Annotated in this window: 27 protein-coding genes, 1 pseudogene and 1 riboswitch; of the genes and pseudogenes, 8 read left to right on the top strand and 20 right to left on the bottom strand. The window is 65.1% G+C overall.

Going from position 1 to position 23110, the window contains the following annotated elements; all coding sequences use genetic code 11:
* Window positions 1-204 precede the first annotated feature (204 nt).
* The 16 genes from hisD to PQQ51_RS17700 form a co-directional block, all read right to left on the bottom strand.
* Window positions 205-1527 carry a histidinol dehydrogenase gene (hisD, locus tag PQQ51_RS17775; RefSeq protein WP_408498088.1) on the bottom strand — a complete coding sequence of 441 codons (1323 nt, stop codon included), beginning with the start codon at window positions 1525-1527 and terminating at the stop codon, window positions 205-207.
* A gap of 78 nt (window positions 1528-1605) precedes the next feature.
* Window positions 1606-2301 carry an ATP phosphoribosyltransferase gene (gene hisG, locus PQQ51_RS17770; RefSeq protein WP_408498087.1) on the bottom strand — a complete coding sequence of 232 codons (696 nt, stop codon included), beginning with the start codon at window positions 2299-2301 and terminating at the stop codon, window positions 1606-1608.
* Window positions 2298-3569: a UDP-N-acetylglucosamine 1-carboxyvinyltransferase gene (murA, locus tag PQQ51_RS17765; protein WP_408498086.1), complete on the bottom strand. Its 1272-nt coding sequence runs from the start codon at window positions 3567-3569 to the stop codon at window positions 2298-2300. Before murA ends, hisG begins: the two co-directional genes overlap by 4 nt.
* A gap of 111 nt (window positions 3570-3680) precedes the next feature.
* Window positions 3681-3920: a BolA family protein gene (locus tag PQQ51_RS17760; protein WP_075303214.1), complete on the bottom strand. Its 240-nt coding sequence runs from the start codon at window positions 3918-3920 to the stop codon at window positions 3681-3683.
* A 15-nt stretch (window positions 3921-3935) separates the two neighbouring features.
* Entirely contained in the window at window positions 3936-4691 is a 756-nt protein-coding gene (locus tag PQQ51_RS17755; RefSeq protein WP_408498085.1) for an ABC transporter permease, read from the bottom strand.
* Window positions 4688-5620 (bottom strand): ABC transporter ATP-binding protein, encoded by a 933-nt coding sequence (locus PQQ51_RS17750; RefSeq protein ID WP_408498084.1) that lies wholly within the window; start codon window positions 5618-5620, stop codon window positions 4688-4690. Before PQQ51_RS17750 ends, PQQ51_RS17755 begins: the two co-directional genes overlap by 4 nt.
* A 166-nt stretch (window positions 5621-5786) precedes the next feature.
* Window positions 5787-6080: an STAS domain-containing protein gene (locus PQQ51_RS17745; RefSeq protein WP_408498083.1), complete on the bottom strand. Its 294-nt coding sequence runs from the start codon at window positions 6078-6080 to the stop codon at window positions 5787-5789.
* Window positions 6077-6709 (bottom strand): MlaC/ttg2D family ABC transporter substrate-binding protein, encoded by a 633-nt coding sequence (locus tag PQQ51_RS17740; RefSeq protein WP_408498082.1) that lies wholly within the window; start codon window positions 6707-6709, stop codon window positions 6077-6079. The genes PQQ51_RS17745 and PQQ51_RS17740 overlap by 4 nt, the downstream gene beginning before the upstream one ends.
* A gap of 115 nt (window positions 6710-6824) precedes the next feature.
* Window positions 6825-7871 (bottom strand): MlaA family lipoprotein, encoded by a 1047-nt coding sequence (locus PQQ51_RS17735; RefSeq protein ID WP_408498081.1) that lies wholly within the window; start codon window positions 7869-7871, stop codon window positions 6825-6827.
* 11 nt (window positions 7872-7882) lie between these two features.
* The gene (mlaD, locus tag PQQ51_RS17730; protein WP_408498080.1) at window positions 7883-8434 is read right to left on the bottom strand and encodes an outer membrane lipid asymmetry maintenance protein MlaD; all 552 of its coding nucleotides are present in this window, start codon (window positions 8432-8434) and stop codon (window positions 7883-7885) included.
* Window positions 8435-8525: 91 nt separating this feature from the next.
* Entirely contained in the window at window positions 8526-9293 is a 768-nt protein-coding gene (gene mlaE / locus PQQ51_RS17725) for a lipid asymmetry maintenance ABC transporter permease subunit MlaE (RefSeq protein WP_408498079.1), read from the bottom strand.
* Window positions 9290-10111 (bottom strand): ABC transporter ATP-binding protein, encoded by an 822-nt coding sequence (locus PQQ51_RS17720; protein WP_408498078.1) that lies wholly within the window; start codon window positions 10109-10111, stop codon window positions 9290-9292. Before PQQ51_RS17720 ends, mlaE begins: the two co-directional genes overlap by 4 nt.
* A gap of 93 nt (window positions 10112-10204) precedes the next feature.
* Window positions 10205-11308, bottom strand: a complete 1104-nt coding sequence (thiE, locus tag PQQ51_RS17715) for a thiamine phosphate synthase (RefSeq protein ID WP_408498077.1) — start codon at window positions 11306-11308, stop codon at window positions 10205-10207.
* Window positions 11305-12120: a thiazole synthase gene (locus PQQ51_RS17710; protein ID WP_408498076.1), complete on the bottom strand. Its 816-nt coding sequence runs from the start codon at window positions 12118-12120 to the stop codon at window positions 11305-11307. Before PQQ51_RS17710 ends, thiE begins: the two co-directional genes overlap by 4 nt.
* Window positions 12121-12182: 62 nt before the next feature.
* A complete protein-coding gene (thiS, locus tag PQQ51_RS17705; protein ID WP_408460912.1) occupies window positions 12183-12380 on the bottom strand; it encodes a sulfur carrier protein ThiS in 198 nt (65 codons plus the stop codon).
* Window positions 12381-12449: 69 nt separating this feature from the next.
* Window positions 12450-13580: an FAD-dependent oxidoreductase gene (locus PQQ51_RS17700; protein WP_408498075.1), complete on the bottom strand. Its 1131-nt coding sequence runs from the start codon at window positions 13578-13580 to the stop codon at window positions 12450-12452.
* 268 nt (window positions 13581-13848) lie between these two features.
* Window positions 13849-13973, bottom strand: a riboswitch (TPP riboswitch).
* Window positions 13974-14352: 379 nt separating this feature from the next.
* Between PQQ51_RS17700 and PQQ51_RS17695 the strand changes: the two genes are divergently transcribed.
* The 6 genes and pseudogenes from PQQ51_RS17695 (at window position 14353) to PQQ51_RS17670 (ending at window position 18671) form a co-directional block, all read left to right on the top strand.
* Entirely contained in the window at window positions 14353-16107 is a 1755-nt protein-coding gene (locus PQQ51_RS17695) for an ABC transporter ATP-binding protein/permease (protein WP_408498074.1), read from the top strand.
* Window positions 16104-16277 carry a hypothetical protein gene (locus PQQ51_RS17690; RefSeq protein WP_408498073.1) on the top strand — a complete coding sequence of 58 codons (174 nt, stop codon included), beginning with the start codon at window positions 16104-16106 and terminating at the stop codon, window positions 16275-16277. Before PQQ51_RS17695 ends, PQQ51_RS17690 begins: the two co-directional genes overlap by 4 nt.
* Window positions 16237-16458 (top strand): annotated as a pseudogene (locus tag PQQ51_RS17685) (SDR family oxidoreductase); the annotation flags it as partial. The gene PQQ51_RS17690 and the pseudogene PQQ51_RS17685, both read left to right, overlap by 41 nt.
* 219 nt (window positions 16459-16677) lie before the next feature.
* Window positions 16678-17139, top strand: a complete 462-nt coding sequence (locus PQQ51_RS17680; RefSeq protein WP_408498072.1) for a hypothetical protein — start codon at window positions 16678-16680, stop codon at window positions 17137-17139.
* Window positions 17140-17197: 58 nt separating this feature from the next.
* On the top strand, window positions 17198-17839 hold the full coding sequence (locus PQQ51_RS17675) for a hypothetical protein (protein ID WP_408498071.1): 642 nt from the start codon (window positions 17198-17200) through the stop codon (window positions 17837-17839).
* A gap of 91 nt (window positions 17840-17930) precedes the next feature.
* Window positions 17931-18671 carry a response regulator gene (locus tag PQQ51_RS17670; protein WP_408498070.1) on the top strand — a complete coding sequence of 247 codons (741 nt, stop codon included), beginning with the start codon at window positions 17931-17933 and terminating at the stop codon, window positions 18669-18671.
* Window positions 18672-18738: 67 nt separating this feature from the next.
* On the opposite strand, the gene PQQ51_RS17665 is transcribed toward PQQ51_RS17670, so the two are convergent.
* The 4 genes from PQQ51_RS17665 to PQQ51_RS17650 form a co-directional block, all read right to left on the bottom strand.
* The gene (locus PQQ51_RS17665; RefSeq protein WP_408498069.1) at window positions 18739-19410 is read right to left on the bottom strand and encodes a flagellar basal body L-ring protein FlgH; all 672 of its coding nucleotides are present in this window, start codon (window positions 19408-19410) and stop codon (window positions 18739-18741) included.
* Between the two features lie 93 nt (window positions 19411-19503).
* A complete protein-coding gene (locus PQQ51_RS17660) occupies window positions 19504-20229 on the bottom strand; it encodes a hypothetical protein (RefSeq protein ID WP_408498068.1) in 726 nt (241 codons plus the stop codon).
* A gap of 3 nt (window positions 20230-20232) precedes the next feature.
* Window positions 20233-20400 carry a DUF6726 family protein gene (locus PQQ51_RS17655; protein ID WP_408498165.1) on the bottom strand — a complete coding sequence of 56 codons (168 nt, stop codon included), beginning with the start codon at window positions 20398-20400 and terminating at the stop codon, window positions 20233-20235.
* Between the two features lie 45 nt (window positions 20401-20445).
* Window positions 20446-20634, bottom strand: coding sequence for a hypothetical protein (locus PQQ51_RS17650; RefSeq protein WP_408498067.1), 189 nt, complete (start codon window positions 20632-20634; stop codon window positions 20446-20448).
* A gap of 454 nt (window positions 20635-21088) precedes the next feature.
* Here PQQ51_RS17650 and PQQ51_RS17645 point away from each other — a divergent pair, with 454 nt between their 5' ends.
* The gene (locus PQQ51_RS17645) at window positions 21089-21829 is read left to right on the top strand and encodes a response regulator (RefSeq protein ID WP_408498066.1); all 741 of its coding nucleotides are present in this window, start codon (window positions 21089-21091) and stop codon (window positions 21827-21829) included.
* On the top strand, window positions 21826-23097 hold the full coding sequence (locus PQQ51_RS17640; RefSeq protein WP_408498065.1) for an ATP-binding protein: 1272 nt from the start codon (window positions 21826-21828) through the stop codon (window positions 23095-23097). Before PQQ51_RS17645 ends, PQQ51_RS17640 begins: the two co-directional genes overlap by 4 nt.
* Window positions 23098-23110 lie beyond the last annotated feature (13 nt).

Genomic DNA, 23110 nt, shown 5'->3' with positions numbered 1-23110 from the left:
ATCAGCGGGCTGGGCCGCCACCAAGGTACTGCTTGCGTACGGCTCGGGAGCCGCGCGCAGGCTGGTCTGTATTGTCGTTATTTAACGGGGAATCCTGGTGGAATCCGTCGCCGGCGTTCGCGGGCATCGGCTCGATACCCGCCTGCTCGATCTTCGGACCCACCGCGTTCACCGAGCGTCACGTCAGGCGCTCGAAGCTCGCCGTCAGCCGGTCTGCCGCATCCGGTATTCGGCGCTGCGCGCGTGCGCTTGCAGGCCTTCGCCGTAGGCGAGTTCGGCGGCGATTTCGCCGAGCGTCTGCGCGCCTTCCGCGCTGACCTCGATCACGCTCGAACGCTTGAAGAAATCATAGACGCCCAGCGGCGACGAAAACCGCGCGGTACGCGACGTCGGCAGCACGTGATTCGGGCCCGCGCAGTAGTCGCCGAGGCTCTCGCTGGTGTAGCGGCCGAGGAAGATCGCGCCGGCGTGGCGGATCAGTTGGCCCCATTGATGCGGTTCCAGCGCGGAGATTTCGAGGTGTTCCGGCGCGATGTCGTTGGCGATCGCGCAGGCTTCCGCCATGTCGCGCACCTTGATCAGCGCGCCGCGCCCCTCGAGCGACGCCTGAATCACGTCGCGGCGCGGCAACGTGGGCAGCAGTTCGTTGATCGCGTCGTGCACGCGCGCGATGAAGGCGTCGTCCGGGCACAGCAGGATCGATTGCGCGAGTTCGTCGTGTTCGGCTTGCGAGAACAGGTCCATCGCAACCCAGCGCGGATCGGTGGTGCCGTCGCACAGCACGAGAATTTCCGACGGCCCCGCGATCATGTCGATGCCGACCGTGCCGAACACGCGGCGCTTGGCCGACGCGACATACGCGTTGCCCGGCCCACAGATCTTGTCGACCGGCGGCACCGTTTCCGTGCCGTACGCGAGCGCGCCGACCGCCTGCGCGCCGCCGATCGTCAACACGCGATCTACGCCGCCCAGCAACGCCGCCGCCAGCACCAGCGGGTTCTTCACGCCGTCCGGCGTCGGCACGACCATGACGATTTCGCGCACGCCGGCCACCCGCGCTGGAATCGCATTCATCAGCACCGACGACGGATACGCAGCCTTGCCGCCCGGCACGTAGATGCCCGCGCGATCGAGCGGCGTGACCTTCTGGCCGAGCACCGTGCCGTCGGCTTCGGTGTACTGCCAGCTATGACTGCCGCATTCGATCTTCTGCTTCTCGTGATAGCCGCGCACGCGCGCCGCCGCCGCTTCGAGCGCCGCGCGGCGCTTCGGTTCGAGGCTTTCGAGCGCCGCTTCGAGCTCCGCCATCGGCAATTCGAGCGCCGCAACGCTCTTCGCGTCGACGCGATCGAAGCGGTTCGTGTACTCCAGTACCGCGGCATCGCCGCGCGTCTTCACGTCATTCAGAATCTGCGCGACCGAGCGCTCGATTGCTTCGTCCTCGCTCGCCTCGAACGCGAGCACCGCGTGCAACGACTTGTGGAAGTCGGGAGCGCTGGAATCGAGTTTGCGAATCTTGATAGACATACGGGTATCCGTTTTCGGTAAAGCGCGCTAGACGCATGGCAAAAGCGCGGTCAAACGAGCGTGGTCACACTCAACGTGTCAGGCCGCCGCGCCGGCTTTCGACGCGCGTTCGAACGCGTCGAGAATCGGCCGCAGCGCGGCGCGCTTGAGCTTCAGCGCCGCCTGGTTCACTACGAGGCGCGACGAGATCTGCATGATCTCTTCCACCTCGACGAGATTGTTGGCGCGCAAGGTATTGCCCGAGCTCACCAGGTCGACGATCGCGTCGGCGAGACCGACCAGCGGCGCCAGCTCCATCGAACCGTACAGCTTGATCAGGTCGACGTGCACGCCCTTGGCGGCAAAATGCTCACGTGCGGTTTCAACGTACTTGGTTGCGACGCGCAAGCGGGCGCCCTGGCGCACCGCGTTCGCATAATCGAAACCCGCGGCCACCGCGACCGACATCCGGCACCGCGCGATCTCCAGATCCACCGGCTGATACAGCCCGCTGCCGCCGTGTTCGAGCAACACGTCCTTGCCGGCCACGCCGAAATCGGCGGCGCCGTATTCGACGTAGGTCGGCACGTCGGTCGCGCGCACGATGATCACGCGCACGTTCGGATCATTGGTCGGCAGGATCAGCTTGCGCGAGGTTTCCGGGTCTTCGGTCACTTCGATGCCGGCGGCCGCGAGCAGCGGCAGCGTCTCTTCGAAGATACGCCCTTTCGACAAAGCCAGCGTGAGCGGCGCGCGCACAGCCGGCGACGACGACGTTTGCGGGTTCGCGCTCATGCGTCGCTCCCGGAGATGCGGCGCACTTTCGCGCCGATGGCGTTGAGCTTGGTTTCCATCCGGTCGTAGCCGCGATCCAGGTGATAGATGCGGTCGATCAGCGTTTCACCTTCGGCACGCAGCGCGGCGATCACGAGACTCGCCGACGCGCGCAGATCGGTCGCCATCACTTTCGCGCCCGACAGTTTCTCGACGCCGGTCACGAGCGCGGTGTTGCCGTCGATCGTGATGTTCGCGCCAAGGCGGTTCAATTCCTGCACGTGCATGAAGCGGTTCTCGAAGATTGTTTCGACCACTTGCGAGGTGCCGTCCGCGAGTGCGTTCAGCGCCATGAACTGCGCCTGCATGTCGGTCGGGAACGCCGGGTATTCGGAGGTGCGGAACGTGACCGCGCTCGGACGCTTGTCCATGCGCACGCGCATCCAGTCGTCGCCTTCTTCGATCGAGACGCCGGCTTCGCGCAGCTTTTCGGTCACGGCTTCGAGAATCAGCGGACGCACGCGGCGCAACGTGACGTCGCCGCCCGCGGCCGCAACCGCGCACAGGAACGTGCCGGCTTCGATACGATCCGGAATCACCGTGTGCTTCGCGCCATGCAGCGTGTCGACGCCCTGGATCACCAGACGGTCGGTGCCGATGCCTTCGATCTTCGCGCCCATCTCGACCAGCAGATGCGCGAGATCGCCGACTTCAGGCTCACGCGCCGCGTTCTCGATGACGGTCTCGCCTTCAGCCAGCACCGCGGCCATCAGCAGGTTTTCCGTGCCGGTGACGGTGATCATGTCCGTCACGATGCGCGCGCCCTTCAGGCGCTTCGCGCGCGCTTCGATGAAGCCGTGCTCGATCGTGATCTCGGCGCCCATCAACTGCAGGCCCTTGATGTGCTGGTCCACCGGACGCGCGCCGATCGCGCAGCCGCCCGGCAGCGACACGCGAGCATGACCGAAGCGCGCGAGCAGCGGGCCGAGCACGAGGATCGACGCACGCATGGTCTTGACCAATTCGTACGGCGCGACCGGGTTGTCGATCTTCGATCCGTCCAGCGTGATGCGTCCCTCGCGGCCTGCGCCGCTGTCGATGCCTACGCCCATCTGGCCGAGCAGCTTGAGCATAGTGCGCACGTCCTGCAGGTCCGGCACGTTATCCAGATGGACCGGCTCCGCGCTCAACAGCGCCGCGCACAGGATCGGCAACGCCGCGTTCTTCGCACCTGACACAACGACTTCACCTGAAAGCGGGTAACCACCTTCAATGACGAGTTTATCCATGCCTGTCAGTTCCTGATCGCCCCGGACCGCGGCCGGGACTGCTTTGACTGTGTTCGACGCGCCGCTACCGGCGTCGCGCCCTTCTTGAGTAATTCGCACTGAAATTCCAGATTACGCGTTCTGCCATTCGGCGGGCGTCAGCGTCTTCATGCTGAGCGCGTGGATTTCCTCGCGCATGCGGTCGCCGAGCGCCGCGTACACGAGTTGATGGCGTTGAATCGGACGCTTGCCTTCGAAGCTCGGCGAAACGATGGTCGCGAAGAAATGCTGACCGTCGCCTTCGACTTCGAGATGTTCGCAGGCGAGTCCGGCAGCGATGTATTGCTTGACCTGTTCGGGAGTCGGCAACATGAGAGAAGCTCCTGATCAGTGGCGCAGTTTGTAGCCGGAGGCGAGCATGCGCATCGCCACCACGGCCAGCACCACAAAGAAACCGGCAACGATCGCGAGGCTCGCGAGCGGATTGATATCCGACATCCCGAAGAAACCGTAGCGAAAGCCGTCGATCATGTAGAAAAAGGGATTGAGCCGCGACACTTCGCGCCACACCGGCGGCAGCGTGTGCGTGGAGTAGAACACGCCCGACAGGAACGTGAGCGGCATGATCAGAAAGTTCTGGAACGCGGCGAGCTGGTCGAACTTCTCGGCCCAGATGCCGGCGATCAAGCCGAGCGTGCCGAGAATCGCCGCCCCGAAAATCGCGAACGCGACGATATAGAGCGGCGCGCTGAAACTGACCGGCACGAACCAGATGGTCACGATGAACACGCCGAAGCCGACGGCGAGCCCGCGCGCCACGGCCGCGAGCACATAAGCGCTGAACATCTCGTAGTGCGACAGCGGCGGCAACAACACGAACACGAGGTTGCCGGTGATCTTCGACTGGATCAGCGACGACGAGCTATTCGCAAACGCGTTCTGCAACACGCTCATCATCACGAGACCCGGAATCAGGAAGCTCGTGTACTCGACGCCCGGATAAACCTGCACGTGACCGCGCAACGCGTGGCCGAAAATCGTCAGATACAGCAGCGCGGTGATGACCGGCGCCAGCACGGTCTGGAACGCGACTTTCCAGAACCGCAGGATTTCCTTGTAAAACAGCGTTTGAAAACCGCTCATGCCAGCCCCTCGATCACTTCCGGACCGTTCATCACCTGAACGAATACATCTTCGAGATCGGCTTTGCGGACCTCGATTTCTTCGAATGTGCAACCCGCCGCGCGGCACTGCGCGAGAATCCGCTCGACGTCGTCGTAGCTCGCGAGACGCAACAGATGCTGACGGCCATTGCCGTTACTCGCGCCGGCCTCGGCTTCGAGCGGCCGCAATTCGGCGGGAAGCGTGCCCTGTGCGAAACGCAGAAACAACTGCATGCCGGCAAACCGTTGCAGCAGCGTGCTGGTGCGTTCGAGCGCGACCACTTCGCCACGGCGCAACATCGCAATGCGGTCGCACAGCGACTCGGCTTCTTCCAGATAGTGCGTGGTCAGCACGATCGTGTGACCTTCGCGATTCAGACGCGAGATGAACTTCCACAACGTTTGACGCAATTCGACGTCGACGCCTGCGGTCGGCTCGTCGAGCACGATCACCGGCGGCCGATGCACCAGCGCCTGCGCGACCAGCACGCGACGCTTCATGCCGCCCGACAGCGCGCGCATGTTGACGTCGGCTTTGTCGGTGAGGTCGAGATTGGCCATGATCTCCTCGATCCACGCGTCGTTGTTGCGCAGACCGTAGTAGCCGGACTGGATGCGCAACGTCTCGCGCACCGTGAAAAACGGATCGAACACGAGCTCCTGCGGAACCACGCCGAGCGCGCGGCGCGCGTCGCGGAAATCGCCGACGACATCGTGCCCACGCACCGCGATGCTGCCTTCATCGGCGCGCGCGAGTCCTGCGAGGATGCTGATGAGCGTCGTCTTGCCCGCGCCGTTCGGACCGAGCAGTCCGAAGAACTCGCCTTCTTCCACCGTGAGGCTGACGCCCTTGAGCGCCTGCAAGTCCTTGTAGCGCTTCTTGACGTTACGAATTTCTATGGCTGACATGACTATGGGCCGCGTGGGGGGCGGCGCCTAAAGGAGCCCGGAGGGCTGCAAAGTGCGGGAACAACGGAATTGGGGCCGGTTGTGTGCCCCAAAAAACGTTTGATTATAGGGCAAAAATCAGCAGCCCCGACCCGGGAGGGGGATTGGGAGTGACGCTAGAGGAGCGTCAATGTCGCGTCGAAATCAGCGTATCGACGCCGTAGGCGTGCGCGAGGCTGGCGAGACCAGCCGGCAGATTGACGATCTCGAACTGGACGCCGCGTGCCTGGGCGGCACGCTCCCAGGCGAGCAGAACAGCCAGCGCGGACGAGTCGAATTGCGTGAGCGGCGCGCAGTCGACACTGTTCGCGCCCGCCGCGATACGTTGCAAACCCGCCGCGAGCGCGGCTTTCGCGCTCTCGTGGGTCAGTGTCGCGCCGCTCTCGAAGCGGCTGGCGACCGGGCTCAGCACTTCGCTCACGACTGCTTGCCCGCGGCGAGTTGCTGGTTGCGCTGCGTGAGGAACTGGATCAGACCGTCCACGCCCTTTTGCTGGATCTGCTCGTTGAACTGCTGTTGATACGCCTGGATCAGCCACGCACCGAGCACGTTGATGTCATACACGCGCCAGCCTTGCGGCGTCTTGTACAGGCGGTAATCGAGTTCGATCGGCGAGCCGTTGTTCATCACGACCGAGCGCACCACCGTGTCGGTGTCGTCCGGATTCATGCGGAACGGCTTGTACTGGATCTGCTGGTCGCGCACCTGCGCGAGCGCGCCCGAATAGGTGCGGATCAGCAGCATCTTGAACTGCTCGACCACCGCGTTCTGCTGTTCGGGCGAAGCGGTGCGCCAGTTGCGGCCCATCGCCAGTTGCGTGGTGCGGCGGAAATCGGTGTACGGCAGGATTTTTTCGTTGACCAGCTTGGTGATGTGCGAGATGTCGCCTTGCTGGATCGACTTGTCCGCGCGTACCGCGTCCACCACTTGCTGCGTGACGGTTTTGATCAGCGTGTCCGGCGCGCTGCTGTCCACCGATTGCGCCGATGCGCCCGCGCTCATGAACGAAAAGAACGCCGCGAACAACGGAATGAGGAGGAATTTTTTCATATCGAGCCTTGCCTTAAAAAATAGTGCAACCGTTTGAGCCGACATTAGCACGCGAGTTCAGCCGCAATCCATGCGCAAACTGCGAGAGTCGTATCGATCTGTTACGGCTGCACGATCAACGCAACTTGAATGACGGAAAGTTGAACCGCGACGGCGGAACCAGTTGGCCGGCCGGAATCTGCGTGGTTTCCGGACCGCCGTTCAGATCCAGCGGCGGCGTGGCGGCGGAGTCCGACGCGGCTTCAGGCGTTGCCGCGCTGCCCGAGGCCGCTGGCGGCGTTGCTGCCGTCGCGCCCGAGGCCGGCGCTGCCTTCGCGGCAGCAGCACCCTGCGTGCCTGCTGCACCGGCGGCCCCGGCTGTGCCGGTTACAGCGCCTGCCGGCGCAGCCGCGCCGTCGTCGACGTCGTCGTACTTCGGCAACGGCGCTTCGTCGCCGTAGTTCGGCAGCGACTGCGACTGCTTGCCGTCCGACAGCAGATACTGGCGGCGTTGCAGATACGCGTTACGCACGAACGAGTACTTGTCGAGTGCGGCGCCTTCCAGCACATCGCTCGCGTTCAACAGATTCGCGCGCGTGTTGACCACGTTCAGACCGTACAGCGCCCAGCTCAGCCCGTCCGGATGAACGTAGCTAAGCGGGTTCACATAATAATTGCCGACCGAGCCGACCGCGTCGCGCACGGTGCTCGGCCCGAACAGCGGCAGCACGAGGTACGGACCCGCCGGCACGCCATAGTGGCCGAGCGTCAGACCGAGGTCGTTGTCGTGCTTCGGCAGCTTCGCGAGCGTCGCCACGTCGAACAGACCGCCTACGCCGAACACCGTGTTGATCACGATCCGCATGATGTCTTCGACACCGTCGGTGATCTTCAACTGCAGCAGATTGTTCGCCGCGATGTAGACGTCGCCGATATTCGAGAAGAAGTTGGTCACGCTGTCGCGTACCGGCTGCGGGGTCGCCCACACGTAGCCCTTTGCGACCGGCTTCAGCGCGTACTGGTCGATCTTGTCGTTGACGGTGAAGATGGTGCGGTTCAGGCCTTCCAGCGGATCGCCCTTGGTCGGTGTCTGTACGGTCGTGCAACCGGCGAGCGCAGCCGCCGCGACGGCAAGCTTCGCGATCTGGAAGGCGCGCGCGCCCCCGATGCTTGAGGACTGCATTCTTATTCTCCTTATTGACCGGCCGCGCCGGAGGCGGGCAAGGTCGGTGCCGCAGGTGCAGGGACTGCCGCGGGTGTTGCCGAACCTGCCGCTGGTTTGGACGCGCCGGAATCCGCAGCTTTGCTGTACAGGAACTGACCAATCAGGTTTTCCAGCACGATCGCCGATTGCGTCATCGAGATCGTGTCGCCTGCCTTGAGCATCTCGCTGTCGCCGCCGGGTTCGAGCCCGATGTATTGCTCACCCAGCAGACCCGAAGTCAGGATCTTCGCCGAAGTGTCTTTCGGAAACGGGTATTGCTTGTCGATATCGATCGTGACGAGCGCCTGATACGCATTGCTGTCGAAGCCGATCGAAGCGACCCGGCCGACCGTCACGCCCGCGCTCTTCACCGGCGCACGCGCTTTCAGGCCGCCGATATTGTCGAACTTGAGCTTGACCGGGTACGTTGCCTGAAACGACAACGAGCTCATGTTGCCGGCCTTCAGCGCCAGAAACAGCAACGCCACGAAACCCAGCACCACGAACAGGCCGACCCAGAAGTCGAGAGCAGTCTTTTTCATCGTCATCCCAAAGTGAATCCGCCACGCCGTCCGGTTCCCGCCGCGCGCGATTCAACGCGCGCCCCTTCTGCGAAAACGTGCGACGCAGTCTTTAGCTGAACATCAGTGCGGTCAGCAGAAAATCGAGGCCGAGCACCGCCAGCGACGCATACACGACCGTCTTGGTCGTGGCGCGCGACACGCCTTCCGGCGTCGGCTTGGCTTCATAGCCCTGAAACAGCGCGACGAAGGTCACCGCGAGGCCGAACACCACGCTCTTGACGACCCCGGCACCCACATCGCGCCACACATCGACGCCGCCTTGCATCTGCGACCAGAACGCGCCCGAATCGACACCGATCAGCAGCACGCCCACCACATACCCGCCGAACACGCCGACCGCGCTGAAAATCGCGGCGAGGATCGGCATCGAGATGATGCCGGCCCACAAGCGTGGCGCGACCACCACTTTGACGGGGTCCACCGCCATCATTTCCATCGCGGTGAGTTGCTCGCCCGCTTTCATCAGGCCGATCTCGGCGGTCAGCGACGTGCCGGCGCGGCCGGCGAACAGCAGCGCCGTGACCACCGGCCCGAGCTCGCGCACGAGCGATAGCGCCACCAGCAACCCGAGCGCCTGCTCGGAGCCGTAGCGGTTCAGCGTGTAATAACCTTGCAAGCCGAGCACGAAGCCGACGAACAGCCCCGACACCGCAATGATCACAAGCGAATAATTACCTACGAAGTGGATCTGCTTCGTGACAAGACGCGGACGACGCAACAACGGGAAGAATTCGAGCAGGAGGCGCAGGAAAAAACGCGTGGCATAGCCGGCCGTGCCCAGCCCGCCGATCACCGAGCGACCGATCGCACTGATCATGACTGCCCCCCGCCGATGCCGAAGTCCGCCGCGAGCGGCGTCTTGCTGGGATAGTGGAATTTGAACGGACCGTCCGGCGCGCCGTCGATGAACTGGCGCACCGTGGGATCCGTGGAAGCCCGCAACTCGGCGGGCGTGCCCTCGGCATGCACGCCGCCGTTGGCGAGGAAATATACGTAATCGGCAATCGCGAACGATTCCGGCACGTCGTGCGTGACGAGGATCGACGTGGCGCCGAGCGCCTGGTTCAACGCGCGAATCAGGTTCGCGGTGATGCCGAGCGAGATCGGATCGAGGCCGGCGAACGGCTCGTCGTACATCATCAGTTCGGGATCGAGCGCAATGGCGCGGGCGAGCGCCACGCGCCGCGCCATCCCGCCGGAAATCTCCGACGGCAGCAGATCGCGCGCACCGCGCAAGCCCACCGCGTTGAGTTTCATCAACACGAGGTCGCGGAGCAGGTCTTCGGGGAGATCAGTGTGCTCGCGCAGCGCGAACGCGACGTTCTCGAATACCGACATGTCCGTGAACAGCGCGCCGAACTGGAACAGCATGCCCATCTTGCGGCGCAACGCGTACAAGCCGTCGCGCGTCTGTTCGCCGATGTCCTCGCCGTGGAACAGGATCTGGCCGCGCTGCGCGCGCACCAGACCGCCGATCAGACGAAGCACCGTGGTCTTGCCGCAACCCGAGCCGCCCATGACCGCGACGACCTGGCCGCGCTTGAAGCGCAGATTCAGGTTCGACAGGACGAGCCGGTCGCCGTAACCGAAGTCGACGTCGCGCAGCTCGAGTAAGGTCTCGGGGGAGGAAGACACGAAACTGACAGTCCTTTTACACAGAAGGCCGGATTATAGGGCCATCGTGCAAAAGTTGCCGTGAGGTGCCCTGTCGCTTTACTCCGCCGACGATTATTGCGTAAACGCTTGTTGCAGCGCAGAAACCGCAGCCGCCGGATCGGCGGCCTCGGTCACCGCGCGCACCACGGCCGCGCAGCCGACGCCCGTCGCGAGCACGTCCGGCAGCACTTGCAGATCGATCCCGCCGATCGCGACCAGCGGCACGACGCCGTCGAGCAGGCGCACATAGCGCGCCAGACGCCGCAGACCCTGCGGCGCGGTCGGCATCACCTTGGTGGTGGTCGGAAACACCGCGCCCAACGCAATGTAGCTCGGACGAAAATGCAGCGCGGTCAGAATCTCGTAGAAGCCGTGCGTCGACAGACCGAGCCGGACGCCGCCGGCGGCGAGCGCGTGAAGGTCCGCCGTGTGCACGTCCTCCTGCCCGAGGTGGACGCCGTAAGCGCCCGCTTCCAGTGCGGCTTGCCAGTGATCGTTGATGAATACCTGCGCGTCGTGCGCGCGGCCCGCGGCCACGCAACGGGCAACTTCGCGCTTCAGTTCGTCGGCGGGTTCGGCCGATTTGCGGCGCAGTTGCACCGTCTTTACGCCGAAACCCACTACCCGCTCGACCCATTCCGCGTCCGGCAGTACCGGATACAGGCCAAGACGCTCGGGGCAACGCGGGAAAGCCTGCGCCGGCGCGTCCGGCAAACCGGCGACGCGCGGGAAATGCGCGAGATCGTGCGGAAAGGCGTCGTCGCTCTTTGCTTCGTCGCCGTCGCGCCAGGCAAGCGCCAGCAACAGCGCGTCGTGCGGATCGAAACCGCACGCGAGGAAGGCGGCCAGCGCGGGCACCCAGTCTTCGGCCAGATGGCCTTCCAGACGGTACTTTTCGCCGCCGAGATGCAGCGTGGCCTGGTTTTCTGCGGCGACGATCACGCCCGCGCCCTGCACCAGCCAGCGCGCGAGTTGCTCGCCGTGCTGCTGCGCGTCGGTCACGACGATCAGATCGCCGCCGTTCGGTTCGTCCGGCGCGCTCAGGCAGATGCGCCACGGCGCGTGAGTCGGCGGCCAGTCGCCGAGACGCGCGCGGATGCGCTCGGCGGCTTCGGCGAGTTCGTCGGCGGGCGGCCAGAACAGGTCGCGATCGTTCAAGGGCAAAGTCTGTGTCATGAGGCGCTCCCGTCTTGATGCCAGAACGGCATGCCGACCACCGGCGTGCTCGCGTGCGCGCTTTCGCGCTCGGCCATCGGCCCCGCCAGATAAGCCTCGCGGCCCGCTTCCACACCCAGCGCAAAGGCGCGCGCCATCGCGTCGGGATGGGTCGCCTGCGATACCGCGGTGTTCAGCAGCACGCCGTCGAAACCCCACTCCATGACCTGCGCCGCGTGCGACGGCACGCCGAGTCCGGCATCGACGATCAGCGGTACATCCGGCAGCCGTTCGCGCAGCACGCGCAGACCATAAGGATTGATCACGCCCTTGCCGGTGCCGATCGGTGCGCCCCACGGCATCAGCGCCTCGCAGCCGGCGTCGAGCAGACGGCGGCCGATCACCAGATCCTCGGTGCAATACGGCAGCACCTTGAAGCCGTCCTTGACCAGTTGCGCCGCTGCCTCGATCAGGCCGACCGGATCGGGCTGCAACGTGTAGTCGTCGCCGATCAGTTCGAGCTTGATCCACTCAGTGTCGAAAATTTCGCGCGCCATGTGCGCAGTGGTCACCGCCTCGCCGACGCTCAGGCAGCCGGCCGTATTCGGCAGCAGCGGCACGCCGTGGCGTTTGAGCAGATCGAAGAAACCGGCTTCGGCGCCGCCTTCGTTCATCTGCCGGCGCAGCGCGACGGTCACCATGCCGGGCCGCGCGGCGTCGATCGAATCCGACAGCGATTGCAGCGACGGATAGCGCGACGTGCCGAGCAGCACGCGGCTCGCGAAGGTCTGACCGTACAGCGTGAGCGCGTCGGCGGGTTGGGGGGAAGTCATTGGCATCATCCTTTTGTCTCCGGCAAGGCCTGGCGTTGCGCGCCGGTCTGTGCGGTTTGCGTTCAGCCGCCGGCTACGGGTTGCACGACGTCGAGCTTGTCGCCCGGCTGCAGCGCACGCGCCGCATGCTGCGTACGCGCGACGAAATCGCCGTTCAGCGCGACCGCGAACGGCGGACGCGCGCCGAACGCGGTGAGCGCATCGGCGACGGTCGCACCTTCGGGCAACGACAACGGCTTCTGATTGATATGAATGTCCATGGTGTGCAAATACGGTTCAATCGATGGCGACAGCGGGGTGGCGCGCTCGCGAGGAAAAACGCGCAACGCTCATGCCGGCTCCCGCGTGGAATCCAGTTGAAACAGCTCGCTCCAGCGCGCCGCGCGTTGCCAGTCGGCGAATGCATCGGCGTCGCCGATGCGGCCTTCGAGCAGCGCCGCGGCAAAGCGCACGGCTTCGTCGGCGACTTCGGGCACGATCATGTAGCCGTGCCGGTACAGGCCGTTCACGCGCAGCGTTTGCGCGCCATCCCACAGCAGCGCCGGACGGTGGTCCGGCAAAGTCGGGCGGCACTGCGAATTCAGTTCGAGGATGCGCGCTTCGCCAAAGCCGGGATGCACGGAAAACGCGGCGCTCAGCAGCTCGAGCGCCGAACGCACGCTGACCGGCGACATGTCCTCGCCTTCGACTTCAGTCGCGCCGATCACATACAGATCGTCCTGCTTCGGCGCGATATAGAGCGGATAGCGCGGATGCAGCAGACGCACGGGCCGTGTCAGGCCGATCCCCGGCGCATGCACGCGCGCGACTTCGCCGCGAATCCCGCGCAACGCGGGCAACACGGGTTTTGCGCCGAGCCCGCGACAATCGATGACGACACGGGCGCGCGGCAGAGCACGATCGTCGACGGCCGTATTCCAGTGCGTATCGACGCCGCGTTCGGCGAGGCCCGCGGCCAGCGCGGCCAGCACCTGGCGGTTGTCGAGCTGACCTTCGCGCGGCAATAGCCAACCCTGGTTGAAACGGCCGGCGAGCGCGGGCTCGGTAGCGCCGACTTGCGCGCCGGCCAACGTCACGAAGCCGCCGTCGAGCAGATCGGCGGGCGCGTTCGAGCGCACCCGGCGTTCGAATAGCGGCGCTTCGGTGCGGTCTGCGTGATGCCACACGACCAGCGTGCCGTTGCGCTGGAAGAAAACCGGTTCGGGCAATTCGGCGAGGATGCGCGGCCACGAGTCGAGCGAAGTCGCTCCGAGGCGCGTGATCAGTAGTTCAGCGCTGGCGGCTTCGGCAAGCGGCGCGAGCATCGCCGCGGCAACCCACGCGGCGGCTTGCGTACCGGCAGCGTCGCCGCGTTCGTAAAGCGCCACGCGATGTCCGTCGCCGGCCAGACGCCACGCGACCAGGCGGCCGCACAGGCCGCCGCCGAGCACCGCGAAATCGGCTTGCGCGGGACGGTTCATCGCGCGCGCTCCAGGCCGCGCGAACGGCTCATCGCGCAGGAACGGTCAATGGATCGAAGCGCAGCACCATGAACAAAACCGCGAGCAAGCGAAACCACGCCAGGCAAAACCTGACGCTGAGCACAACACATGTCTGAAGAATAGGCGGTCATCGAGTCCTTTCCGTACGGCCGAAAAAACGCACGTACCCAGAACGAAACCGGCGGGTGAGGCCGGCCGGGCAACACGCGCGCCCATGAAGGACGCCGCCCGGCGGGGCATGGAAGACTGGCTGCTTCCGGAAACTTCCCGCGCCGGTATTACCCGGATCGGGTGCGAAGGGTCTCTCTCAGCCTCACTGCCGCCGCATGGACATCCACGCTGCCAGCGTGCAAAGCACCCCTGTTTCGTCGAAGGTCATTAGACCATAAAAGCCGCGACGCCCGCAAACCAGCCGGCGGCGACCTCGCGTGCGGTCGATCCGGTGGCCGCTCGCGGCAGCTAATACGGCCACCGGCGCCGCTCTGGCACAATGCAAGCACCCGCTGCCGCAGGCGGGCGGCGCAGTTGGCGCAGGGGGGTCGCAGGCGGCGAGCGTCGTGGTCCGCACCCAAGCCGCCTCGCGATCAAACCTTCCGGCGCGAATTAATTTTCGCTTAAGCGCTTCGCGCCAGAATCGGACGCCTGCCGGGGCGGGCGTGCGTCGAGCACGGCGCCTCGTCGCACCAGTAATCCGTTGCAGGCCGACACGACATGCGTCGACCTGGACGGCCAGCACTACATCAGGATGCTCATGACACCGAATACCACCGCTTCCAGCTCCGGGCTGCCGCCGGACGACAAAGTCTCCGCGTGGAGTCTGATCAAACCGTACTGGGTCTCCGAAGAGCGCAAGATCGCGTGGGGGCTGCTCATCGCGATCATCGTGATGAATCTGCTCGTCGTGTGGATCAACGTGCGCCTGAACCGCTGGAGCGCCGATTTCTACAACGCGCTGCAGACCAAGAACATCCACGACTTCCCGCATCTGTTGATGGTGTTCTCCGGCCTCGCATTCGGCTACATCATTCTCGCGGTGTACGGACGTTATCTGCGGCAGATGCTCGGCTTCCGCTGGCGCCAATGGCTGACCACCCGCTATCTGAACGAGTGGCTGCGCGACAGCGCGTTCTACCGGATCGAACGCGACCGTCTCACCGACAACCCCGACCAGCGGATCAGCGACGACCTGCAGTCGTTCGCCACCACCACGCTGTCGCTGACACTCGATCTGCTGTCCACGGTCGTCACGCTGGTGTCGTTCATCACGATCCTGTGGGCGCTCGCCGGCGCGCTGACCATCACGCTCGGCGGCACGCCGTTGCAGATTCCCGGCTACATGGTGTGGGCCGCGGCGCTGTACGCGGTGATCGGCTCGCTGATCATCCAGAAGGTCGGCCATCCGCTCGTGCCGATCAACTACCAGGCGCAGAAAGTGGAAGCGGATTTCCGCTTCGGTCTGATCCGTCTGCGTGAGAACGCCGAGCAGATCGCGTTCTACGACGGGATGGAAACCGAGAAGACGAACGCGCATTCGCTGTTCGGCCGCATCCGCGACAACTGGTGGCAAGTGATGAAGTACACCAAGCGGCTCACCTTCGTGTTGAGCTTCTATGGTCAGATCGCGATCATCTTTCCGCTGGTGGTCGCGGCGCCGCGTTACTTCGCCGGTGCGTTCACGTTCGGCGTGCTGATGCAGATCTCGCAGGCGTTCGGCACGGTCAGCGATTCGTTTTCGTGGTTCATCAATAGTTACGGCACGCTGGTCGAATGGCGCGCCACCGTGAACCGGTTGCGCGAATTCAAGCGCATCGTGCGGGCGCCGCGTCTGAAGGAATCGGTGTCGCCGGCCACCGCGCACGGCGGCATCAACCTGCATTTCGTCGACGCCGACAAGCTCACCACCGAAGGCCTCAAGCTCGCGCTGCCGAACGGCAATCCGCTGTCGCGCATCCGCGATATCGCGATCCAGCCGGGTTCGCGCTGGCTGGTGCGCGGTCCGTCGGGCTCCGGCAAGAGCACGTTGATGCGCGCGCTCGCGGGTCTCTGGCCGTTCGGCGACGGCTCGATCGACGCGCCGGTCAACGCCCGCATGATGTTCATTCCGCAGGTCAGCTATATGCCGATCGGCACGCTGAAAGCCGCGCTCACCTATCCGTCCGCGCCTGACAGCTACAGCGACGAAGAATGCCGCGAAGCGCTCGTCACGTGCCATCTGTCGGAATACGCGGAACGTCTGCAGGAATCGGGACACTGGACGCGCATCCTGTCGCCGGGCGAACAACAACGCCTCGCCGGCGCCCGCGTGCTGCTGCACAAGCCCGACTATCTGTTCCTCGACGAAGCCACCAGCGCGCTCGACGCGGAAAACGAAGCCCGTCTCTATCGCCTGTTCACCGAGCGTCTGCCGAAGGCGGCGATCGTCAGCGTCGCGCATCGCGAAGCGCTTGCCGCGTTCCACGGCGAGACGCTCGACGTCGAGCGCTCGGGCGAAGCGGTCGCGGCATGAGCACGGCCGGGCGCGAACGCGTCGTGCTGATCACCGGCGTGGGTTCGGGGATCGGCGCGGCGCTGGCCCGGCGCATCGCGGCGCCGCGCACCGCGTTGCTGTTGCACGCGCGCGGCGCCGACGACGCACGGCGTCACGGTCAATTGCGTCGCGCCTGGCTACACCCGTAAAGATCGCGGCCCGAGTGCCGATAATGCATCGGTGTGGCAGCGCGCAGCCGAGGCGACACCGCTCGGCCACGTCGCCGAACCCGCGCACATCGCGGCGCTGATCGCGTTCCTGCTCGGCGACGAAGCACGCCACATCACCGGCCAAGCGATTCATGTCGACGGCGGCTTGACCCTCGGCTAGCCCGGTTAGCCCGGCCAGCTCGCTCGAACGACCCGCCGCGACACGCTTCATCGGCCCACTCACCGCAACATCCGGAAAGACACGCGAAGAGTTAGAAAGCATTTGCGAAGCGGCCAAGCTGTTCCCCGCTTTGAAAATGCGCGGTACCAGCGACGATAGTCGGGCGGTCCATCCCCTCTCTGGGCCGCCACGTCACTCACTGCTACTGGACTCTCGCCCATGTCATTCGATCGCCGCTCACATCCTTTGGCCCAGCGCGTCGCGCTCGCTCTCGGCGCAGCGTTGCTGCTCTCGGGCACCGTCTACGCCGCACAGGTTTCCCCGTCCAGCGAACCTGCGGACGTTTGCCCCGCGCTCAAGCAGATCGTCTCCGCCTCCGACTTCAAGGAACTGCGCGCGCAATCCGCGACGCAACTGCCGGGCGTGTCCGCCGCCGACGACTGCCGCGCCAGCGCGCATGCCTACGACTGCCACTGGCGCGCGCATTGGCAAGCCGACGGCGTGATCAACGATCCGCTCGAAGAAATCGGCGCCGACATCGCAGCCTGCTTTCCGAACGTCATACACGACATCAACACGCCGACGCGTCAGCACTTCATCGTGACGACGGCCGATCGACGCGTGAACGTCACGGCGAGCGTGCAAGGGCAAAACGAATTGCGCCTGCGCGTCACGCGCTGAGCGTGCGCCTCACGACCGTTCCGAGCCGGACTCCTTCCTCGCCACCAGGCACCGCATCATGACCTTCACGCCGAGTTCGCGCGCTTATGCGTTGACGCGAGCCTCGCTCGCCGCGTGGACCATGCTGCGGCGCCCGTGCGCGTGGGTCGGCGCGTGCGCCGTGATGACGCTCGGCCTGAACGGCTGCGCGTGGACGTTGATCACGGCGGCCGACGCGACCGGCTCCGTCATTCAGGCGGGCTACGCGATCGCGTCGGGTTACTCGTCGCCCACGTTCGTCAACGGCCGGCCGGCCGACCTGCAACACGTGTGCATCGAAGTCAATCAGGCCGTGACGCTCGGCGATTTCGTGCCCGCGCTGCAAAGCGCGCTCGACCGGCGCGGCATTCGTTCGGACGTCTACAATCCCGGCACTTCGCCCGCGGGCTGCGAAGCACGCCTCGTGTATAACGCCGCGGTCGACTATGGTCGCCGCGCGTTCAGCGACGAGTCGGTCCAGTATCTGTCGATCATCGATCTGACGCTGATCCAGCGCGGCCGCATTCTCGTCACCGCGCGTTACCAGACAGGCGGCCTGAACACCGACCGCTTCTCCAACGCATCGGTCAAACTCGGCGGCCTGGTCGACCGGATGGTGGTCGATCAGACCCGCCTCGGCCAGCCACCGCCGCCACCCATCCAGACCTCGCAGGCGAACTAGCGCCCGCACATCCTTGCTTTCTCTTACGCGCGAAAGGATTGGAAAGCGTCACGCGCTTTGCCCCGCTCGCGTGGGTGTCTAAGATGACCTGATGAACTCATCCATTCTGGTCGTCGACGACGACCCCGTCGTGCGCGAACTCGTCAGCGAATATCTGCAGGGGCGTGGTTTCAAGGTGTCGACGCTCGAGCACGGTATGGCGTTGCAGCGCAAGTTGCAGGACGAACGCCCTGCGCTGATCGTGCTCGACATCATGATGCCGGAGCTCGACGGCATCAGCGCGCTGCGCGCGTTGCGCGTCGCCGGCGACGATATTCCCGTGATTCTGCTGACCGCGCGCGCTGATCCGATCGACCGCGTGATCGGGCTCGAACTCGGCGCGGACGATTATCTCGGCAAGCCGTTCGAACCCAGCGAACTGGTTGCGCGCATCCGCACGGTGTTGCGCCGACGCGGCGGCATTGCGCCGAGCGCGCCGGAGCAGCGCGCGCCGTATCGATTCGGCCGCTTCGAAGTGAATTTTCCGGCGCGCGAACTGCGCCGCGACGGCGAGCGCATCGCGCTGCGCTCGAGCGAATTCGCGATACTGAAGGTCTTCGTCACGCATTCGATGACCGTGCTCACGCGCGCGCAGCTACTGGAAAAATTGCACGGCAATAGCGAAGCGCATCGCAACCGGAGTCTGGACGTGTCGATCTGGCGCTTACGCCGGCTGATCGAAGTCGATCCGTCCGAGCCGCGCTATGTGCAGACCGTATGGGGCCGTGGCTACGTGTTCGTGCCGGACGGTGAAATCGGCGCGGCAGAGCGCAGCACGCCGCTGCTGTCGTAACGTTCGAAACGTCGTTCGCACCGAACGTTGCGAATCCCGGCCCGGCTCCGGCGTCGGAACGCCAACGTCAGAACGTCAGCACGCTCAGGAACATGCGCTGCAGCCAGCCCATCGTCGTGGCGTCCGACACCATGCCCGCGCCGGCCTGCTCGATGCGCGCGTTGGCCACCTTGCTCGACTCGACGATGTTGCCGGCTTCGATATCCTTCGGATTGACGATGCCGGACAGGCGCAGCCGATCGCGGTTGCCGCTCATCGAAATCACCTTCTCGCCCGACACCACCAGGTTGCCGTTCGAATTCGTGCCGATCACGGTGACGGCAAGCGTGCCACTCATCCCGCTGACATCGGTGAGGCTGCCGTTGCCTTTGTAGTCGGTACTCGCCGAGCCGATGTTGAACAGGCGCGCGAGCCGGGCCGCCGCGTTGGTCGACTGATCGGCGGCAGTCGCGGTGATGCTGCTGGAACGGCTCGCGGCGGCGTTCGCCGTATTGTTGCCGCTGTACGACTCCGACAACTGGATCGTCAACACGTCGCCGATATGTTGCGCGTGCGGCGTTTCGTACAGCAGCAGCGGCATGCCTGCCTGATAGATCGCGCCTTGCGTGTTGACGTTCAGCGGCGCCGATTCGAGCGGCGGCGCCATCGGCGTGTTGACGATCGAACTTTGCTGGCTGCCCGCGCAAGCCGCGAGACAGGCTGCCGCGCCCAGCGCGACAGAAAGACGTAGCGCAGTCATGTGTGCTCCTTGACCACAATGGCCGGATAAAAAAACGGACCTCCTGGTGTTGCCTCACCAAGGGTTTGCAAAAGCGGTGTGCAGAAACGCTCGTCAACCGGCCTCGGCACCGCTCGCTTCCCATTGCCGCACGACCGACTTCACCCACGTGTCCGAGCCCTTCAGCAGGTAGGTGAGCGTGCCGTTGTGAGTGCCGGGCAAGAAACACAGCGTGATCGAACTGACCGCGTTTTCCCACACGTAGACCGGCATCACGTTCGACGTCGACGTGTGTTGCGTGACCATGCGCGGCGTGCCGTAACGGTCGGCGAGCGCGTCGCGCAAATCTTCCGCGGTGACTTCGTCGATCACGAAAGAAATCTCGTACAGACGCAGCGCGCTCTGGCCGTCGACCCGCGCAAAGCGCAACACATGCTCCTGCGCGGGCGCACCGTCGACAACCGCCTGCGACACCTCCCAGCCGTCGTCGCCGCGATGCGCCCAGCGGCATGCGACCGTCAGGCTCTCGCGCGATTTGAGCCGCATGCCGAGCGCGCCGGCCTGCACGTCCGTTTCGCACACCGGCACACTGCCGAGCGGCGTCGCGCGCACGCTCGAAGCCGAGCGGAATTCGTCGAGCGTGGTGCCGAGCACGATGCCGCGAAACGCGAACGGCTTGTCCTGCGAGCGCTTGCGCGCGTCGGCCGCGGCGCTCTTCGTCGCGGCGCTGGCCGAAGCCGCTTCGCGTGTGACCGGCTGCGCGTGCGCGGTCGATAGCAATACGCTGCCGAGCAAAGCGAGCGCGCAGGCAATCCCGCGGGCAATCCGTTTGGGAGTCATGATTCAGTCGATCGCGGATGAACACACATCGAATGGAGTGGCCGCGGCATGGCCGACGACCGGAATGATCTTCAACGTGGCCGACGTCAGCCGGCACGGCAATGCGGCGACGGCGCAGCCACCGAGCGGCAGCAGCGCCGCGCCGAGCGTCAACCACGCAGCGACACGGATGAAGCGGTCAGGTTTTCTGGAGGTCGACACACGGGGCCCGGTCATTCAGGCCGTCGTGTTGACGTGATGGCCGACGAGCCCGGCGGGCAGCGACGGCGACGGCGACGGCTCCGCGTTTGCCTCACGGGCGGCCGTCGGGGCCGCCTCGTTGGCCGAAACGGTCTGCTTTTGCGCCGGCGGTGTAGGCGCGAGCGATGAAAAGTGATGGGGACTGAAATGGCTGGGAACGGTCATGATGAGCCTCACGTGACGCTAGGTTTCGATTTCACGCCGCCTGCCGTGGGCCCAAGGCGTTAGGCTTTTTCGACTTGCGGCGCAACGTACTGCACGACGAATCATCTCGCCGGGCAGTACGCCGCGATGCACGAAGAAACGCGCGCTTTTCAGCAGTTCTTACGACTGGTTCCCGGCCATTTCCAGGCGTTGCGAGGCGTTGCGATTGAGCGCAAATTCTTTCCTGACGAGAGGTCTGGCAACGTGAGGCGTGGGGGTGCTCGCTGCAAGGGGCCGATGCAGGGGGTTATGCGCGTCGCCCCGTGGGAAAGGCCCATATCGCACCGCTGAAATATACGGTGAGCGTTGTCTGGCGGGCCTTACACGCGAAGGGGCCAGAACGGCCCCGCATCCGGTAAGCGTTGGTAAGAAAACAGTCGGGCGCGCGTCGCGCGGGCCAGTCTAGAATTTCGCCATGAATCCACAGGTCCTTATCGTCGACGACGATCCGGTCGTACGCGATCTGCTATGCAAATTTCTGCAATCGAACGGCTTCGATGCATCGGTGCTGCACGACGGCACCCATTTGCAACGGCGGCTCGAACGTGAACGCCCTTCCGTCGTCGTGCTCGACATCATGATGCCGAACACCGACGGCCTGCGCGCGCTCACCGCGTTGCGCGCCGCCGGCGACGACATCCCGGTGATCTTCGTCACCGCGCGCGGCACGGTGGCCGATCGCATCGTCGGGCTGTCGCTCGGCGCGGACGACTACCTCACCAAACCGTTCGACCCGCGCGAACTGCTGGCGCGCATCCACACGGTGCTGCGTCGCCGCGGGCCGTCCACCACCAGCGCGCCGGAAGCGCGCAAGCCGTATCGCTTCGGTCCGTTCGAACTCGACTTCGCGACCCGCTCGCTATCGCGCGACGACTCGAAGCTGCCGCTACGCGACAGCGAGTTCGCGCTGCTGAAGATCTTCGTCAACAATCCGTACAAGGTGCTGTCGCGCGTGCTGATTCACGATCTCGTGCATCGCGACAACCTCGCGTTCCGCGACCGCAGCCTCGACGTGCCGATCTGGCGTCTGCGTCGCGTGATCGAAGACGATCCGTCCAACCCCTGCTATGTGCAAACGGTGCGCGGCAAAGGCTACGTGTTCGTGCCTGACGCCGACGGCACGCCGTTCGCCGACGAGACCGCCTCCAGCGCATGAAAAACCCGCTGAACACACTGTTCGGCAGAATGGCGTTGCTCTCGACGGTAGTGCTGTTCGCGATTCAGGCCAGTTGGTTCGTGCTCGTGGTGATGCAGCCGCCGCGCCACGAAATCGACGGCTTTGCACGCGGCATTCTGCTGGTCCTGCAGGCCGTCAACGGCGAGCCGATGAAGGGCGCCGCGCTCGCGCCCGCAATGCGTGTGCATCTCGTGCCCACCTGGAACATGCCGGCGAGCGTGCGCTTGCGTCCGCCGGATCAGCGGCCGCTGGTCGAACTCAGCCGGCATCTGCGTGAAAACCTGCCGGCCGGCACCCAGATCGCCGTCGACGGGATGCATCCGCCGCATTTGTGGGTGCTGTTCCCCGGCAAATCGAACTGGGTGGTCGTACCGGTCGACGTGCCGCCGCGCCCGCGCTTTCTCGTCGAATCCATTTCGATGCTGCTTGCTTCGCTGATCCTGTCGTTGTTCGCGGTCTGGCAAATGCAGCGGCCCTTGTCGCGCGTCGCCAACGCCGCGCGCGACTTCGGTTCAGGCGGCCGCCCGCAACCCGTCACCGAGCAAGGGCCGCGCGAACTGCGCGATCTGATCGGTTCATTCAACGACATGATGCGGCGCCTGAACGAAGCCGGCGACGACCAGGCGGTGATGCTGGCCGGCGTCGCGCACGATCTGAAAGCGCCGCTCACGCGCCTCAAATTGCGCGCGAGCGTGCTGGTCGCGGAAAACGAACGGGCAGGATTGATCCGCGACGTCGACTCGCTGACCAACATCGTTCAGCAGTTCCTGGAGTTCGCCGGCCAGTCCGCGGATGCCGGGCCGCCGGTCGAAGTGGACGGATTCCTGCAGGAGCAGTTCTCCGCCACCGACAGCAGCGAAGCGCCGCTTTTCACGCTTCAACTGCGTGCCGGCGACGCGTTCAAACTGCCGCGCACGCTGCTCGACCGGCTGGTGACCAATCTCGTCGACAACGCGCTCGAACACGGCGCGGCGCCGGTGGATATCGGCACCGAACGCCGCGAGCAGCATTGGATCATCAGCGTGCGCGACCACGGCCCCGGCATCCCCGACGACCGCATTGCGGCGGCGATGAAACCCTTCGTGCGGCTCGACGCCGCGCGCGGCGGCGAAGGCCATTGCGGCCTTGGTCTGGCGATCGTCGCACGGCTCGCGCACGATCGCGGCGGGCGCTGTCACGTGCGCAATCACGCGCAGGGCGGCCTGGAAGTGCGGATCGAATTGCCGGTGATGCCGGCCCTGGCATGAAGAGCAGTTCGCG

It is taken from the genome of Paraburkholderia xenovorans, from assembly GCF_046030735.1.
GTDB lineage: Bacteria > Pseudomonadota > Gammaproteobacteria > Burkholderiales > Burkholderiaceae > Paraburkholderia > Paraburkholderia xenovorans_A.
This window is presented reverse-complemented; position numbering and strand designations above follow the sequence as displayed.

What these genes read in the sequence shown, in the direction of transcription:
- thiS (WP_408460912.1), bottom strand. Translation starts at nt 12,380, where the DNA reads ATGGACATTCATATCAATCAGAAGCCGTTGTCGTTGCCCGAAGGTGCG.
- PQQ51_RS17700 (WP_408498075.1), bottom strand. Translation starts at nt 13,580, where the DNA reads ATGAACCGTCCCGCGCAAGCCGATTTCGCGGTGCTCGGCGGCGGCCTG.
- PQQ51_RS17690 (WP_408498073.1), top strand. Translation starts at nt 16,104, where the DNA reads ATGAGCACGGCCGGGCGCGAACGCGTCGTGCTGATCACCGGCGTGGGT.
- PQQ51_RS17680 (WP_408498072.1), top strand. Translation starts at nt 16,678, where the DNA reads ATGTCATTCGATCGCCGCTCACATCCTTTGGCCCAGCGCGTCGCGCTC.
- mlaE (WP_408498079.1), bottom strand. Translation starts at nt 9,293, where the DNA reads ATGATCAGTGCGATCGGTCGCTCGGTGATCGGCGGGCTGGGCACGGCC.
- hisG (WP_408498087.1), bottom strand. Translation starts at nt 2,301, where the DNA reads ATGAGCGCGAACCCGCAAACGTCGTCGTCGCCGGCTGTGCGCGCGCCG.
- PQQ51_RS17710 (WP_408498076.1), bottom strand. Translation starts at nt 12,120, where the DNA reads ATGACTTCCCCCCAACCCGCCGACGCGCTCACGCTGTACGGTCAGACC.
- PQQ51_RS17695 (WP_408498074.1), top strand. Translation starts at nt 14,353, where the DNA reads ATGACACCGAATACCACCGCTTCCAGCTCCGGGCTGCCGCCGGACGAC.
- PQQ51_RS17675 (WP_408498071.1), top strand. Translation starts at nt 17,198, where the DNA reads ATGACCTTCACGCCGAGTTCGCGCGCTTATGCGTTGACGCGAGCCTCG.
- PQQ51_RS17660 (WP_408498068.1), bottom strand. Translation starts at nt 20,229, where the DNA reads ATGACTCCCAAACGGATTGCCCGCGGGATTGCCTGCGCGCTCGCTTTG.
- PQQ51_RS17670 (WP_408498070.1), top strand. Translation starts at nt 17,931, where the DNA reads ATGAACTCATCCATTCTGGTCGTCGACGACGACCCCGTCGTGCGCGAA.
- hisD (WP_408498088.1), bottom strand. Translation starts at nt 1,527, where the DNA reads ATGTCTATCAAGATTCGCAAACTCGATTCCAGCGCTCCCGACTTCCAC.
- mlaD (WP_408498080.1), bottom strand. Translation starts at nt 8,434, where the DNA reads ATGAAAAAGACTGCTCTCGACTTCTGGGTCGGCCTGTTCGTGGTGCTG.
- PQQ51_RS17735 (WP_408498081.1), bottom strand. Translation starts at nt 7,871, where the DNA reads ATGCAGTCCTCAAGCATCGGGGGCGCGCGCGCCTTCCAGATCGCGAAG.
- murA (WP_408498086.1), bottom strand. Translation starts at nt 3,569, where the DNA reads ATGGATAAACTCGTCATTGAAGGTGGTTACCCGCTTTCAGGTGAAGTC.
- PQQ51_RS17665 (WP_408498069.1), bottom strand. Translation starts at nt 19,410, where the DNA reads ATGACTGCGCTACGTCTTTCTGTCGCGCTGGGCGCGGCAGCCTGTCTC.
- thiE (WP_408498077.1), bottom strand. Translation starts at nt 11,308, where the DNA reads ATGACACAGACTTTGCCCTTGAACGATCGCGACCTGTTCTGGCCGCCC.
- PQQ51_RS17760 (WP_075303214.1), bottom strand. Translation starts at nt 3,920, where the DNA reads ATGTTGCCGACTCCCGAACAGGTCAAGCAATACATCGCTGCCGGACTC.
- PQQ51_RS17640 (WP_408498065.1), top strand. Translation starts at nt 21,826, where the DNA reads ATGAAAAACCCGCTGAACACACTGTTCGGCAGAATGGCGTTGCTCTCG.
- PQQ51_RS17650 (WP_408498067.1), bottom strand. Translation starts at nt 20,634, where the DNA reads ATGACCGTTCCCAGCCATTTCAGTCCCCATCACTTTTCATCGCTCGCG.
- PQQ51_RS17750 (WP_408498084.1), bottom strand. Translation starts at nt 5,620, where the DNA reads ATGTCAGCCATAGAAATTCGTAACGTCAAGAAGCGCTACAAGGACTTG.
- PQQ51_RS17740 (WP_408498082.1), bottom strand. Translation starts at nt 6,709, where the DNA reads ATGAAAAAATTCCTCCTCATTCCGTTGTTCGCGGCGTTCTTTTCGTTC.
- PQQ51_RS17755 (WP_408498085.1), bottom strand. Translation starts at nt 4,691, where the DNA reads ATGAGCGGTTTTCAAACGCTGTTTTACAAGGAAATCCTGCGGTTCTGG.
- PQQ51_RS17645 (WP_408498066.1), top strand. Translation starts at nt 21,089, where the DNA reads ATGAATCCACAGGTCCTTATCGTCGACGACGATCCGGTCGTACGCGAT.